The 14,728-nt window shown below is 73.8% G+C and carries 14 protein-coding genes and 1 pseudogene; 2 read left to right on the forward strand and 13 right to left on the reverse strand.

Going from position 1 to position 14,728, the window contains the following annotated elements; translation table 11 throughout:
• Positions 1-53 precede the first annotated feature (53 nt).
• Positions 54-578 carry a DUF1707 domain-containing protein gene (locus KZQ38_RS28605; protein ID WP_219446195.1) on the forward strand — a complete coding sequence of 175 codons (525 nt, stop codon included), beginning with the start codon at positions 54-56 and terminating at the stop codon, positions 576-578.
• Here the strand turns inward: KZQ38_RS28605 and KZQ38_RS28610 are convergent.
• From KZQ38_RS28610 to KZQ38_RS28670, 13 genes are all read right to left on the reverse strand, one after another.
• Positions 575-973 carry a DUF2752 domain-containing protein gene (locus tag KZQ38_RS28610; protein ID WP_308258639.1) on the reverse strand — a complete coding sequence of 133 codons (399 nt, stop codon included), beginning with the start codon at positions 971-973 and terminating at the stop codon, positions 575-577. The genes KZQ38_RS28605 and KZQ38_RS28610 overlap by 4 nt on opposite strands.
• A gap of 4 nt (positions 974-977) precedes the next feature.
• Positions 978-1,601 (reverse strand): NUDIX domain-containing protein, encoded by a 624-nt coding sequence (locus KZQ38_RS28615; protein ID WP_257902401.1) that lies wholly within the window; start codon positions 1,599-1,601, stop codon positions 978-980.
• Positions 1,601-3,295 (reverse strand): CTP synthase, encoded by a 1,695-nt coding sequence (gene pyrG / locus KZQ38_RS28620; RefSeq protein WP_219446199.1) that lies wholly within the window; start codon positions 3,293-3,295, stop codon positions 1,601-1,603. The genes KZQ38_RS28615 and pyrG overlap by 1 nt, the downstream gene beginning before the upstream one ends.
• 1,052 nt (positions 3,296-4,347) lie before the next feature.
• The gene (locus KZQ38_RS28625; RefSeq protein ID WP_219446201.1) at positions 4,348-5,286 is read right to left on the reverse strand and encodes a copper transporter; all 939 of its coding nucleotides are present in this window, start codon (positions 5,284-5,286) and stop codon (positions 4,348-4,350) included.
• Complete coding sequence (gene steA / locus KZQ38_RS28630; protein ID WP_219446203.1) at positions 5,283-6,467, reverse strand: putative cytokinetic ring protein SteA; 1,185 nt, start codon at positions 6,465-6,467, stop codon at positions 5,283-5,285. Before steA ends, KZQ38_RS28625 begins: the two co-directional genes overlap by 4 nt.
• 157 nt (positions 6,468-6,624) lie before the next feature.
• Entirely contained in the window at positions 6,625-7,206 is a 582-nt protein-coding gene (locus tag KZQ38_RS28635) for a hypothetical protein (protein WP_219446205.1), read from the reverse strand.
• Positions 7,203-7,820 carry a hypothetical protein gene (locus KZQ38_RS28640; RefSeq protein WP_219446207.1) on the reverse strand — a complete coding sequence of 206 codons (618 nt, stop codon included), beginning with the start codon at positions 7,818-7,820 and terminating at the stop codon, positions 7,203-7,205. The genes KZQ38_RS28635 and KZQ38_RS28640 overlap by 4 nt, the downstream gene beginning before the upstream one ends.
• Positions 7,817-9,595 (reverse strand): DNA repair protein RecN, encoded by a 1,779-nt coding sequence (gene recN / locus KZQ38_RS28645; RefSeq protein WP_219446209.1) that lies wholly within the window; start codon positions 9,593-9,595, stop codon positions 7,817-7,819. The genes KZQ38_RS28640 and recN overlap by 4 nt, the downstream gene beginning before the upstream one ends.
• 69 nt (positions 9,596-9,664) lie before the next feature.
• Positions 9,665-10,564, reverse strand: coding sequence for an NAD kinase (locus tag KZQ38_RS28650; protein WP_219446211.1), 900 nt, complete (start codon positions 10,562-10,564; stop codon positions 9,665-9,667).
• Complete coding sequence (locus KZQ38_RS28655; RefSeq protein ID WP_219446214.1) at positions 10,561-11,367, reverse strand: TlyA family RNA methyltransferase; 807 nt, start codon at positions 11,365-11,367, stop codon at positions 10,561-10,563. Before KZQ38_RS28655 ends, KZQ38_RS28650 begins: the two co-directional genes overlap by 4 nt.
• A gap of 4 nt (positions 11,368-11,371) precedes the next feature.
• A complete protein-coding gene (locus tag KZQ38_RS28660; protein WP_219446216.1) occupies positions 11,372-11,545 on the reverse strand; it encodes a hypothetical protein in 174 nt (57 codons plus the stop codon).
• 4 nt (positions 11,546-11,549) lie between these two features.
• Complete coding sequence (locus KZQ38_RS28665; protein ID WP_219446218.1) at positions 11,550-12,347, reverse strand: HAD-IIA family hydrolase; 798 nt, start codon at positions 12,345-12,347, stop codon at positions 11,550-11,552.
• A 42-nt stretch (positions 12,348-12,389) separates the two neighbouring features.
• On the reverse strand, positions 12,390-13,022 hold the full coding sequence (locus tag KZQ38_RS28670; protein ID WP_308258640.1) for a tetratricopeptide repeat protein: 633 nt from the start codon (positions 13,020-13,022) through the stop codon (positions 12,390-12,392).
• Here KZQ38_RS28670 and KZQ38_RS28675 point away from each other — a divergent pair.
• Positions 12,951-14,728 (forward strand): annotated as a pseudogene (locus KZQ38_RS28675) (hypothetical protein); the annotation flags it as partial. The gene KZQ38_RS28670 and the pseudogene KZQ38_RS28675 overlap by 72 nt on opposite strands.

Genomic DNA, 14,728 nt, shown 5'->3' on the forward strand with positions numbered 1-14,728 from the left:
CGCTCGCGCGGTCCGCCGTCGAATCGCCGACCCGCCTGTTAGCGTTCGGAGCCGTGTCGGAACATGTGCGCATCGGCAACCAGCAGCGCGAAGCGGCCATCAGCGCGCTCAACGACCACTACGCGGCCGGTCGGCTGGACATCGGCGAGTACGAACAGCGCGTCGGCTACGCGACCGGCGCGCAGACGGCGGCGGACCTCAACGCCCTGTTCCGCGACCTGCCCGGACCGCACCCGCAGTTCCTGCCACCGCCGCAGACCCACTACGCGCCGCCCACCGACTACACCACGTCCTACCCGCCGCCATACGGGCAGCCCTACACGCCCTACGCGCCCTACGCCCCGTACGGCGTGGACCCGCTGACCGGGCAGCCGCTGTCGGACAAGTCGCGCATCGCCGCCGGCGTGCTGCAACTCGTGCTGCCGTTCGGCATCGGCCGGTTCTACATCGGCGACACCGGCATGGGCATCGCCCAGCTCCTGACGTGCGGCGGGTGCGGCATCTGGTCGCTGGTCGACGGCATCATCCTGCTGGTGAACGGCGGCACCGACAGCCAGGGCCGCCGGCTCCGCGACTAGAGGACGTTGCGCACCAGCATCCACGTGGCCGCCACGACCACCACCGGCACCCCGACCACGCGCGGCACCCGCGGCGCGCGCTCACCGCGGCGGGCGGCGCGGAACCAGCGCAGCCACAGCCACCCGAGCAGCGGCAGCCCGCCGACCAGCGCCACCGCGTTGAAGTGCCAGGCGGCGGCGAGGTCGCCGTGCAGCAGCGCGTGCACCATGCGGGTCGAGCCGCAGGCCGGGCACTGGATGCCCGTCAACGCGTAGAGCAGGCACGGCGGCCACACCGACCGCGGCGAGTTGGGGTCGAAGAACAACAACCCGACCCCGGCGACCGCCGCACCGGCGGCGACGACCAGCGGGCCCCGCACACCCGCGCCCATCCGCCGCCACCGGTCGACGAGCACCGCGTCAGCTCCCGGTGCCCTGGCGCGCGGCGAAGCGGGTCGGGCGGTCCTCGAACGGCGCGTCCGCCGGCCGGGCCCGCGCCCGGCCGGCGAGGACCGCCTGCGCCGCGAGGACACCGGCGACGGCCGCGCCGTTCACGATCTCGCCGGCCAGCGCCATCCGCACCGCCTCGTCCAGCGGGACCCGGCGGGTCTCCAGGTCGGCCTCCTCCTCGCCCATGTGCTGCCGCTCCACCTCCGACAGGCCGCGGGCGAGGAACACCCGCACCACCTCGTCGGTGAAACCGGGCGAGGCGGCCACGTCGACCAGCGTCGACCACTCGGCCGCCGCCAGCCCCACCTCCTCCGCCAGTTCCCGGCGGGCCGCGTCCACCGGCTGCTCGCCCGCCGCGTCGAGCAGCCCGGCGGGCAGCTCCCACAGCCGCTTGCCCAGCGGGTGCCGGTACTGGTGGATGAGGGTGACGTGCCCGTCGTCGTCCACCGCCGCCACCGCCACCGCGCCCAGGTGCTCGACCACCTCGCGCCGCGCCGTGCCACCGCCGGGCATCGCGACCTCGTCCACCCGCAGCGCCACGACCCGGCCGAGGTGCACGTCCCGCGTGGAGACGGTGGTGAACTCGTGCCGCATCACTGGGCCGCCGCGGTGACGGGCTCGGTCAGCGGCAGGCGGTCGGCGAGCCGGTAGCCGAGGGCGGCCTTCACGAACGCCGCGAACAGCGGGTGCGGTCGCGTCGGCCGGCTCTTCAGCTCCGGGTGCGCCTGCGTGGCCACGAAGAACGGGTGCACGTCGGCGGGCAGCTCGACGAACTCCACCAGCCGCCCGTCCGGGGACGTGCCGGAGAACACCAGGCCCGCCTTGGCGAGCTTGTCGCGGTAGGCGTTGTTCACCTCGTACCGGTGGCGGTGCCGCTCCGACACCTCCGCCGCGCCGTAGGCGAGGGCCACCTGCGAGCCGGCGGCGAGGTGCGCGGGGTACGCGCCCAGGCGCATCGTGCCGCCCATGTCGCGCTGCCCGGAGACCACGTCCTCCTGGTCGGCCATCGTGCTGATGACGGGCGACCCGGTCTCCTCGAACTCCGACGAGTTGGCGTCGGCGATGCCCGCGAGGTTCCGCGCGGCCTCGATCACCATGCACTGGAGGCCGAGGCACAGGCCCAGCAGCGGGATGCCACGCGTGCGGGCGTGCGTGATCGCGCCGATCTTGCCCTCGATGCCCCGCACCCCGAAGCCGCCGGGGATCAGCACGCCGTCCAGGCCCGCCAACGCGTGCGCCGCGCCCGTGGGCGTCTGGCACTCGTCGGACGGCACCCACACCACCTCGACCTTGGCGTGGTGCGCGAAACCGCCCGCGCGCAGCGCCTCGGTGACGGAGAGGTACGCGTCGGGCAGGTCGACGTACTTGCCCACCAGGCCGATGCGGACCTTCTCGGACGGGTTGTGCACGCGGTCCAGCAGGTCGCCCCACACGGTCCAGTCGACGTCGCGGAACGGCAGGCCGAGGCGGCGCACCACGTAGGCGTCGAGGCCCTCGCCGTGCAGGACCTTGGGGATGTCGTAGATGGACGGCGCGTCGACGGCCGCGACCACCGCGTCCGTGTCGACGTCGCACATGAGGCCGATCTTGCGCTTCAACGAGTCCGGGATCTCCCGGTCCGCGCGGCACACGATCGCGTCCGGCTGGATGCCGATGTTGCGCAGCGCGGCCACGGAGTGCTGCGTCGGCTTGGTCTTCAGCTCACCCGACGGCGCGAGGTACGGGACGAGCGAGACGTGCAGGAAGAAGACGTCGTCGCGGCCCACGTCGTGCCGGACCTGCCGGCAGGCTTCCAGGAAGGGCAGCGACTCGATGTCGCCCACCGTGCCGCCGACCTCGGTGATGACGACGTCCGGCGCCACCCCGTCCGGGCCCGGTTCGGCCATGGCGCGGATGCGGCGCTTGATCTCGTCGGTGATGTGCGGGATGACCTGGACGGTGTCGCCGAGGTACTCGCCGCGGCGCTCCTTGGCGATGACCTCGGAGTAGACCTGGCCGGTGGTGACGTTCGCGTCGCCGGACAGGTCGCGGTCCAGGAAGCGCTCGTAGTGGCCGATGTCGAGGTCCGTCTCGGCGCCGTCCTCGGTGACGAACACCTCGCCGTGCTGGAACGGGTTCATCGTCCCGGGGTCCACGTTGAGGTACGGGTCCAGCTTCTGCATGGTGACCCGGAGACCACGGGACGTCAGGAGCTGGCCGAGGCTGGAGGCGGTGAGTCCCTTGCCCAGGGAGGAGGCCACGCCCCCGGTGACGAAAACGTGCTTGGTCGTACGTGCCTGAAGCACCAAGGAGGCTCCCCGTGGTCTGAAGTTCCGCAGGGCGACCGGCCCTGTCCACGGGCCCTAACGCTAACACGCCGCCGGTCACCGAGCGCGCTGCCCGTCCGGGAAGCCGTCACCCGGATGGCCTACGCCGGTTCGCGGTCCTCCCGAGTTGAGCGGTTCCCCCGAGCGAGGGGCGTGAGGAGGGGCGTGAGGCGGCTGAGCGGCTCCCGGTGCGGCCGCGGTCCGGGATGACGTGCGCGGCGAGGTCGTCGGTGATGGCGTCGGCGATGGGGCGCGGTTGCCGTTCCAGGGCGGTGTCGACTGGGTGGGCGCACGATCGCCGGAGCCCGGCGGCGTTGATCCGGCGGGCGCGTGGGCAGGGCGCGGTGCGCAGCGGGGGCGTCGGGTCCGGTGGAGGCGTTCCTGCGCAACACGCGCCCACGCCGCTGCGCCTGGGCAACACGCGCACATGCCGTCGAGGGCGCTTCTTCGGCCTCAGGCCGATCGTCCCCGGCAGGACTCGACCCCGGCAGGACTCGCCCGGCCGAAGCCTATCCGCGCTGGCCGAGGCGATCGGCCTGGCCCGATTGTCGGACTGCGCCGACAGCGGGCACGCCGCGGACGACCTTGCGGGCGATCCGGGTGAGTCACAGCGCGTCGGCACGCCTGTCGCGCAGGCACTCGCAGGCGCTGGCACCCGCAGGCGCTGGAGCGTGAGGTCCACCCCGCTCGACCCCGCCCGGCCCCTCGACCTCGACCGACCAGCTCATGGCCATGCCCATGCCCACGGCCGATCTCGCCCAGTTCCCTGGCCGTGGCGCTTTCCGGCGCTCCCCCCACGTCCGCTCCTCAGCGGCCGGTCGGTGCTCCGCCGAGGGGCGCATCGGCGACGGGCGAGGCGGTCCTGGGCGTCGGAACGGTGTGGTCGGCGGGGCTGGACGTGGCGGTGGGCGCCGTGGGCCGTCCGTTTTATTTACGGCAACGAGCGTACCCCGCGATTAGTGCCCAAAATCCCACCCATTCACCGAATAGTGTGGACTTGCCCGAACAGGACAACCAAAACCGCCCCCCGCGATTCAGCCGACCACCCCCGGCGCCGGGGATTCGGCGTTGCCGGCCACGCCGTAGCGGCCCGACTTGCCTTCCAGTTGTTCGCGCAGCGCCAATACCACGACGACCCGCCCGGCCGACGTGCCGACGTTGTCCACCGTGGACAGCACAGAAGTGGCCGCCGTGTCCGCGCGCACCACCCCGACCGCCCCCGTGCCGTTGGCCGAACCCTCGCCACCGGCCAGCACCGCACCGGCACCGGAGCGGTCCAGTTGGGTGGCGAAGCGGGCCACCGTGGCGGCTCGGTCGGCGGCCGAATCGCCTTCCACCGCGCCGCCCGTGAGCACCACGGCCAGCTGCGCCGCGCGCAACCCCTGCCCCGGCTTCACGAAACCCGCCGACGACAACCCGGCCAACGCCGCCGCCGTCTCGTCCGCCGACGCCTGCTGCCCGTTGTTGTCCTTGTTGAGCAGCAGCAGCGCCCCGAGCAACCCGCCCGCCCGCGTGCCCGGGTCGGCCCCGGTCGGCAACTGCGTCCCGGCCGGCTGCAAACGCGCCACCAGGTCACGCAACTGGTCCGCTTTCCGGGGATCGGTGAAAGCATCCGTCAACTGCAATTCACCGGTCACGGTGGCGCCGGCGGCACGCAGCAATTCGGCCAGGGCATCCCGGTCATTCGGTTTCGCGTCCGCCGTCGTCACCAGAACAACGGTCCGGTCGGCCAACGCCCCTTTCACCGCCAACGGCCCGACCGACGACGCGAACCGGTCGGCGTCGGCGAGTTTCGCGCTCAACCCGTTCTGCGCCGCCTGCAAATCGGCGACCTCCCGGCCGAGCGCGGACTTGTCGTCGGTGAGCCCCGACAGCAGCCGGCCGCTGATGGCGGTCGACCCGAGGACCACCCCGACGGCCAGGGCGAGGAACACCGCGGTGATCGAGACGATGTGGTACCGCATCGAGATCATGAGAACAACCCCCTGAACCAGTCGACCGCGGAGCGGAACGCGTCCACGGCCACGTCGACGTACGCCTGCCCCACCCCGGACACGGCCAGCGCCGCCGCCATCGCGATCACGGCCGCCAGCACCAGCAACGCCATCACCCCGAACGACACGCGGCTGCGGTGCAGGGTGGCGACGGCCTCACCGTCCACGAGCTTGCTGCCGAGCTTCAACCTGGTCAGGAACGTCGACGGGTTGGAACCCGAGTGCCCCCGGTCCAGGAACTCGCGCAACCCGGCGCGCAACCCGACGGTGACCACCAGCGACGCGCCGTGCGCCTCGGCCAGCAGCAGCGCCAGGTCCTCGGCGTTGCCCGACGCGGGGAACGTCACCGCGCCGATGCCCAGGTCCTGGATGCGCTCCAACCCCGGCGCGTGCCCGTCCGGGTGCGCGGGCACCACCACCTCGGACCCGGACTTCAACGTCTCGGTGCCGATGCCGTCCGGGTCGCCGACGATGATGTCCGGCGCGTACCCGGCGTCGTGCAGGGTGTCGGCGCCCGCGTCGACGCCGACCAGCACGGGCCGGTACTCGCGGATGTACTTGCGCAGCTTCCGCAGCTCCTCGGCGTGCCGGGGACCGCCCGCGACGACCAGCACCTGCCGGTCCCGCACGGGCACGAAGACCTCGGGCACGCCGACGCCGTCGAGGATCAACGCCCGCTCGCGCCGCAGGAACTCGATGGTGTTGGCGGAGAACGCCTCCAGCTGCGCGGCCATGCCCGCCTTGGCCTCGATCATGGCGTCGGCGACGGAGTCGGCGCTCTGCTCGACGCCCCGCGCCACCTCGCGCTCACCGACGTAGACGACGCCCTCGTGCAACCGCACCTTCGCGCCGTCCTTGACCTCCCGCAGCACACCCGTGCCGACGCCGTCGACCAGCGGGATGCCCGCCTCGATCAGCAGCTCCGGCCCGAGGTTGGGGAACCGGCCGGAGATCGACGGCGACGCGTTGACCACGCCCACGACCTCGGCGCTGACCAGCGCCTCGGCCGTGCGGCGGTCGATGTCCACGTGGTCGAGCACGGCGACGTCACCCGGCCCGATCCGCCGCAGCAGGTCACCCGACCGCCGATCGACCCGCGCGACGCCCGTGACACCCGGCAGTTCGTGGTTCGCGCGGTTGAGCAACCCGGAGAGCTTCATTACCCGATGGTGACTCACCTGACGCCGGGTTCCCGGACCAACACGCCGAGCGAACCGGCCTGGTCAGCCAGGTCACTGCTCCACAGTGGACGCTTACCCCCGGTAGGGGGATGGCCATCCCCCTACCGATGATCTATCGGCGGCCGATGAAACGACGTCACCGCACGTGTGGCTCGTCGGCGGCCGGGTCGACGACGGGGATGCCGAACGGCGGGGTGTCGTCGTCCGCCCCGTCGACCCGGTGCACCACGGCGACGTCCGGTTCGGCGGCACGCGCCGGCCACTGCTGCACCAGCAGCGCACCGGCCAGCGCCAGCACGCACGCCACCCCGAACAACGGCATCGCCGGGCCCAGTTCGACGTCGAGGTTGGCGACCGGCGTCTCGTCGCCGAACGCGGCCAGCACGTGGTGCCCGGTGGTCCACGCGCTGCCGAGCAGCAACGCCGCACCGCCGAGCGCCGTCAGCCGCGCCCACAGCGCACCGGCCCGCACCGCGCCCAGCACCAGCAGCGAAGCGGCCACGACCACCGGCACCCCGACCAGCGGGTAACCGCCGACGATGGTGCCCTCGGGCGAACCGACCGCCGTCACGACCCACGACGTGTACTCGTAGCTCCTGCTCCCCTCGCCCGCGCGCAACTCGTACGTCTCCGTGTAGAGCACCAGAAACGCCGCCACGATCGCCAACGGCGCGGCGATCAGTAACGCGGCGATGCCCAGCAGCCTCGATCGGGTCATCCCGTCCTGCCCCCCTGGTCGGTCCCACCCGGGTGATCGGGCGGCAGCACCGGGACGGCCAGCCCGAACGGCGGGGTGTCGGTGTCGTCGTCCGCCTCGTCGTCGACCCGGTGCACGATCGCGCCCGCCGGCCGGGGCGGCGGGGGTGCGGCGTGCAGGAGCACCGTCGCCACGACCGCCAGCGCGGTCGCCGCGACCAGCAGCCACAGCCCCTCCCGGTAGTCGTGGGCGAGTCCCGTCCGCACGTCCTGATCGGCCGGTTCGAGCGACGCCGCGACCACCACGAACGTCGTCCACACCGACCCGGCGAGCAACCCGGTGCCGGCGATCGCCGTGGACCGGCCCGCCCGCCGCTGGTGCTCCGGCAGGAACACCAGCGCCGCCCCGATCAGCAGCACCACGGCGGCGATCACCACGGGCACCCCGAACTGGGTCTCCCGCGCGATGCCCGCCAACCGCTCCGGTTCGGTGCGCGTGCCCCACCCGGTGGTGAGGAACCCGACCCGGTCCTCATCGCGGTCCAGCCCGACCCAGCTGTACGGCAGGAACGTGGCCACGACCGCCAGCCCCGCGGCCACTGCGGCGAGGACGACACCCAGCGCCCGCCGGCTCACCCGCGCTTCTTCCGCCGCACCACCGGCGCGCTGACCTTGTCGGCTTTCGCGGCGGCCAGCAGCTCCTCGGCGTGGGCGCGGCCGGTGTCGGTGGAGTCCATGCCCGCCAGCATCCGGGCGAGTTCGACGACGCGCTGCGGCTCGTCCAGCACCCGCACACCCGACCTGGTCAGGACGCCGTCGGCGGTCTTGTCCACCACCAGGTGCCGGTCGGCGAACGCCGCCACCTGCGGCAGGTGCGTGACCACGATGACCTGGTGGCTGCGCGCCAGCCGCGCGAGCCGCCGGCCGACCTCCACCGCCGCGCGCCCACCGACACCGGCGTCGACCTCGTCGAACACCAGCGTCGGCACCGGGTCGGAGTGCGACAGCACGACCTCCAGGGCGAGCATCACGCGGGACAGCTCGCCGCCGGACGCCCCTTTGTGCACGGGCAGCGCCGGCGCGCCGGGGTGCGCGATGAGCCGCAGCTCCACGTCGTCCACGCCGGACGCGCCCGCGTGCAGCAGCCGATCGCCGACCGCCAGCGCCTGCGGGTCGTTCGCCTCGGCGACCCGCGGCCGGACCGCGACCTCCACCGTGGCGTGCGGCATCGCCAGCCCGGTCAGCTCCTCGGACACGGCCCTGCCCAGCTCCGCGGCGGCGGCGGTGCGCTCCACCGTCACCTGCTCCGCGTACCCGGCGAGCGCCGCGGCCAGCTCGTCGCGGCGGGCCGCGAGCGCGGCCAGCGCCTCGTCGGAGGTGTCCAACCCCGCCAGGCGCGACGACGCGTCCGCCGCCCACGCGATGACACCGTCCACGTCGGCCGCGTACTTGCGGGTGAGCGCCTTCAGCTCGGCCTGCCGCGCCAGCACCTGCTCCAGCCGCGCCGGGTCGGCGTCCAGGTCCTCCAGGTAGGACGCGATCTCCGCGCCCACGTCGGCGAGCAGCGTCTCCGCCTCCACCAACCGGGGCTCCAGGTCGCGCAGCCGCGGGTCCTCCGACGAGCCCAGCCTGCGCCGCGCCTCGCCGATGAGGCCCAGCGCGCCGGGGCCGTCCGGGTCGCCGTCGGGCGCGCCGCTCACCGCGTACTGCGCGGCGGACGCGGTCTCGCGGAGCTGGTCGGCGTCGGCGAGCCGGCGGGCCTCGTCGTGCAGCTCGACGTCCTCACCGCTCTTCGGGTCGACGGCGGTGATCTCGGCCAGCCCGTGCCGCAGCAGGTCGGCCTCGCGGGCCAGCTCGCGGGCGCGCTCGGTGCGCTCGGCGAGTTCGGCGGCGACGGCCAGCCACTGCTCGCGGATCTCCCGGTACCGGCGCAGCGGCGCGCCGACGTCGTCACCCGCGAACCGGTCCAGCACGGACCGCTGCTCGGCGGGCCGCAGCAGGCGCAGCTGGTCGTTCTGCCCGTGCACGGCCAGGAGCTGCTCGGCCAGCTCGGACAGCACGCCGACCGGCACGGACCGGCCGCCCAGGTGGGCGCGGGAACGGCCGTCGGCGCCGACCGTGCGGACCGCGATGACGCTGCCGTCGTCGTCCGGCTCGCCGCCGACCTCCTCGGCGACCTTCGCGGCGGGGCTGCCGGCGGGCGCCTGGAACCGCCCCTCGACCACGGCCTTGTCCGCGCCGTTGCGCACGCGGGACGCATCCGCCCGACCGCCACCCAGCAGGTGGAGCCCGGTCACGACCATCGTCTTGCCCGCTCCGGTCTCACCCGTCACGACGGTGAAGCCCGGAGCCAGCTCAAGGGTGGCCTCGTCGATCACACCGAGGCCCTGGATGCGCATCTCGGCCAGCACAGCGCGAACACTACTGTGCGCGGCGACCTCCGGGCGCTCTCGGGTGGGAGTGTCGGGCGAACACGTGTTCTAACCGGCGGGCGGTCCGCGCCACCCCTGGACGGGCAGCGAGAACTTCTCCACCAGCCGATCGGTGAACGGACCCTCGCGCAACCGGACCAGCCGCAGCGGCGTCGCGCCACCCACCACCTCGACCCGCGCGCCCGCCGGCAGCTCCACCGTGCGCCTGCCGTCGGCGCACAGCACCGCCGGGTGCCCGGCGGGGTCGACCTCCAGCGCCACCACCGACGCGGGCGACACCACCAGGGGCCGCGCGAACAGGGCGTGCGCGTTCGACGGCACCACCAGCAGCGCCTGCACGTCCGGCCACACCACCGGCCCGCCCGCCGAGAACGCGTACGCCGTGGACCCGGTCGGCGTCGCCACCAGCACGCCGTCGCAGCCGAACGCCGACACCGGCCGGCCGTCGACCTCCACCACCACGTCCAGGATGCGCTCGCGGGAACTCTTCTCCACGCTGGCCTCGTTCAACGCCCACGTGGTCGCCAGCACCTCGCCGTCGAGGGACGCGGTGATGTCCACCGTCATCCGCTCCTCGACCTCGTAGTCCCGGTCCACGACGTGCGTGATGGCCTCGAACAACGCGTCGGAGTCGGCCTCGGCGAGGAACCCGACCCGGCCCAGGTTGACGCCGAGCACGGGGACACCCGCGGCACGTGCCAGCTCCGCCGCGCGCAGCAGCGTGCCGTCGCCGCCGAGCACGAACACCAGCTCGGTGCCGTCGGCGGCGCCGTCGTCGTCGGACACCACCCGCGCGTAGCACGACGGGTCCAGGTCCGGCGCCTCGTCCTTCAGCACCCGCAACCGCACGCCCGCCTCGGCGAACCGCCGCGCCACCTCCTGCGCCACCAGCACGTTGCTCGGCCGGCCGGTGTGGACGACGAGCAGGATCTCCCGGTTCGCCGTCACTGGGGCCCCTCCGCCACGGCGGCGCGCACGAGCGCGGCGGCGTCGTCCCCGGCCAGCGGTTCGCCCCGGCGCAGCCACGCGAAGAACTCGACGTTGCCGGACGGTCCGGGCAGCGGGCTCGCCGTGACGCCGTGCAGCCGCAGGCCCAGCGCGTCGGCCGCCGCCACCACCTCCAGCACGGCCTCGGCACGCAGCGCCGGGTCGCGGACCACACCGCCCGACCCGAGCCGTTCCCGGCCCACCTCGAACTGGGGTTTCACCATCGGCAGCAGGTCGCCGCCCTCGTCCAGGCACGCGACCAGCGCGGGCAGCACCAGGCGCAGCGAGATGAACGACAGGTCGGCCACGACCAGGTCCACGACACCGCCGATGTCCTCCGGCGTCAACGACCGCACGTTGGTCTTGTCCTTGACCACGACCCGGTCATCGGTGCGCAGCCGCCAGTCCAGCAGGCCGCGACCGACGTCGGCGGCCACCACCTGCCGCGCGCCACCACGCAGCAGGACGTCGGTGAAACCACCCGTGGACGCGCCCGCGTCGAGGCAGCGCCTGCCGTCGACCGCGATCTCCGGGAACCGCTCCAACGCGCCGACGAGCTTGTGCGCGCCGCGCGACGCCCAGTTCGGGTCGTCGCCCTCGCGCACCACCAGCGCGGTGTCCAGCTCGACGGCGGTGGCGGGTTTCGTGGCGACCGTGCCGCGGACCGTCACCCGGCCCTCGGCGACGAGTTGGCTCGCGTGCTCCCGCGACCGGGCCAGCCCGCGACGAACCAGTTCGGCATCCAGCCGAGCCCTGCGTGCCACGGCGTCAGACCTTGTCGATGCCGGCCAGCGCGGCCGTCAGCGCGGTGTGCGCGGCGTCGAACCGGGCGACGTGCTCGGCGACGTCGAGCTGCTCCAGCCCGTCCAGCGCGGCCAGCGCGTCCTCGACCCCGGCCACCGGATCACGTGGCGGGCCGGGCAGGGGAACCTCGGAGTTCACGGTTTCAAGGTAGCCGATCGAGCACGGACAGGTCCTCCGCGACGTACGTGGGGCGCAGCTCCGCCGGGAGTTCGTCGACTTCGGCCCGCGTGGACACGCCGGTGAGCACCAGCAGCGAGTCCATGCCCGCGTGCACCGCGCCGAGGATGTCGGTGTCCAGGCGGTCGCCGACGACCAGCGGGCGTTGCGCGCCCACCGACTTCGCCGCCTGCTCCAGCAGCGGCGCGGCGGGCTTGCCCGCCACCGCCGGCTCCGCGCCGGTGGCGGTCTTCAACGCGACGACCAGCGACCCGTTGCCGGGCAGCAGGCCCCGGTCGGTCGGGAGGGTGGCGTCCACGTTGCAGGCGACCCAGCGCGCGCCGGCGCGGATCGCCACGGCGGCCTCGGCGAGGTCGCGCCACGAGAGGTCCGGCGACAGGCCCTGCACGACCGCCGACGCGCCCGCGGCGTCCCGCACGGGCGTGAACCCGCGCTGCCGCACCTCGTCGGCCAGGGCCTCGGTGCCCAGCACCAGGACGCGTTCGCCGGGGGTGAGCAGGTCGGTGAGCATCGCCGCGGCGGCCTGGGCGCTGGTGCCGACCTCCTCGACGGCGGCGGCGAACCCGAGTTCGGTCAGGTGCCCCGCGACCTCCCGGGGCGAGCGGGACGCGTTGTTCGTGACGAACCGGATGCCCGTGCCACGAGCACGTGCCGCCGCGACGGCCTCCACCGCGCCGGGCACGGCCTCACGTCCCCGGTACACCGTGCCGTCCAGGTCGAGCAACAGGGCGTCGTAGCGGTCCACCAGCACCGTTTCCCCCATGGGTGGGCCCGCCCACAAGGGGCGGGCCGCTCCTGTCGTGCGTCAGTCCTGCGGGCCGAGGTCGAACGCCCGCTCGGCCGCGTCGGTCTCGTTGTCGTCGTCGGCCTGGGCGGCGTTGAGGAACCACTTCACGGCTTCCTCGGTGCGCCCCGCCGCGGCGAGGTTGTCGGCGTAGGCGTAGAACAGCCGAGCGCTCCACGGGTCCCGCCGCTTGGCGTCCAGGTCCGGCCCCTGCAACGCGACGACCGCCGCCTCCAGCTGCCCCATGTCACGCCGGGCGCCGGCCACGACGATCCGCAGCTCCACCGCCTCGTCGGGCGAGAGGGCCAGCCCCTGCGCCTCGCGCGCCAGCTCGACGGCCCGCTCCGGCCGCCCCAGCGCCCGCTCGCAGTCGGCCATCACGGCGACGTGCCCGGCGCCGTGCGTCATCCGCCGCGCGGCACGCAGCTCCGACAACGCCTCGGCCCACTCGCCCGCGTGGTAGGCGGTCAGCCCGGTGGCTTCCCGCACCACACCGACCCGCGCCGCCTTGGCACGCGCGTACCGCGCGTGCTCCAGTGCGAACTCGGGCTCGCTGTCGATCAACATCCCCGCCGCCGCCAGGTGCCGGCCGACGATCTCGGCCAGCCCCTTCGGCAGACCACGCAGCTCCTGCTTCACCTCGGGGTCGAGCACCGAGATGTCGGCTTCCTCGGGAAGCTCGGGCGCCCGCACGCGCCCGTTCGCGTCGTCCCGGCGGCGGGAGTCGTCCTCGGAGCCGGTCGCGTCGTCCTCGCGCTCAGCGCTGACGTCACTGTCGCTGTCGTCGCTGTCGCTGACGTCGCTGACGTCGCTGACGTCGTCGCGAAGGTCGTCATCCGAGTCGGCGACCTCCGCGGCCGGCTCGTCGACCTCGGACCCGGCCGCCAGGACGGCGTCACGCGACTCGACCTCACCGGCGACCGCGTCACCGGACACGACACCCTCGGTCGCGGCGTCATCGGAAGCGGTCTCGGCCGAGACCTGGTCGCCCTCGGCAACCCGCTCCTGGAACCGAGCGGCCCGCTGCCGGCTCCGCTCATCCCGACGGTCGTCACGCCGGTCGTCCCGGCGATCGTCACGGCGGTCATCCCGCCGCGCGTCCCGCCGGTCGTCCCGCTGGTACCCACCACGATCGTCCCGCCGCTGATAACCACCGCGGTCGTCCCGCCGGTCATCACGCCGCTGGTAACCACCCCGGTCGTCACGCGGCCGGAACTCACGCCGCTCCGAACCCTCCCGAGCCCGGTAGCCGCCACGGTCGTCACGCGGGCGGAAGTCACGCCCCCCGGAACGGTCGTCGCGAGGCTTGAACTCACGACGGTCACCGCCGCGATCATCACGCGGCCGGAAGTCACGGCCACCGCGGTCATCGCGCGGCCGGAAATCACGGCCGCCGCGGTCGTCACGGGGACGGAACTCACGGCGGTCACCGCCGCGATCGTCACGGGACCGGAAGTCACGACCGCCGGAACGGTCATCACGCGGCCGGAAGTCGCGACGGTCGCCGCCCCGGTCGTCGCGGGAGCGGAAGTCCCGGCTGCCCGAGCGGTCGTCGCGGGGCTTGAACTCGCGGCGGTCGCCACCGCGGTCATCGCGGGGCCGGAAGTCACGGCCACCGCTGCGGTCGTCACGCGGACGGAAGTCACGGCCCCCGGAACGGTCATCACGGGGACGGAAGTCGCGACGGTCGCCACCGCGATCGTCGCGGGAGCGGAAGTCGCGCCCGCCGCGGTCGTCGCGGGAGCGGAAATCACGGGTGCCGGAAGGCTTGTCGTCACGCGAGCGGAAGTCGCGGCGGTCGCCGCCACGGTCGTCGCGGGACTGGTAGCCACCGCGGTTGTCGCGGGGTTGGTAGCCACCGCGGTTATCGCGGGGTTGGTAGCCACCGCGGTCGTCGCGGGGCTTGAACTCGCGGCGCTCGCCGCCGCGGCCGGACGCGCCTCGGTCGTCGCCGGTCCGGTTGTAGCCGCGGTCGTCACGCGGGCGGTCCGAGAACGAGCGGTCCGAACGCGAACGGTCCGAGCGGTTGTCGTCCCGGCGGTAACCGCCGCGGTCGTCACGCCGGTCGTAACCGGCCCTGTCATCACGGCGCTGGTAGCCGCCGCGGTCGTCCCGGCCGCCACTACCCTGCCTGCGGCCCTGCTCGGCGCGGCCACCGTCGGATCGGCGCGGTCGGTCTCCCTGGCCACGCTGACGGTCGCCCGGGCGATCCCCGAACCTCGACACCTTAGTTACTCCTCCTACTGTGGACACGCCGAAAGGGCTTGTGATTTGAGCACATCTCCATGTGCCCCCATCACAAGCCCTTTCAGGGAAAAATGTTCGGCGGCGTCCTACTCTCCCACACCCTCACGAGTGCA

This window comes from Saccharothrix obliqua, assembly GCF_019375475.1.
GTDB lineage: Bacteria > Actinomycetota > Actinomycetes > Mycobacteriales > Pseudonocardiaceae > Actinosynnema > Actinosynnema obliqua.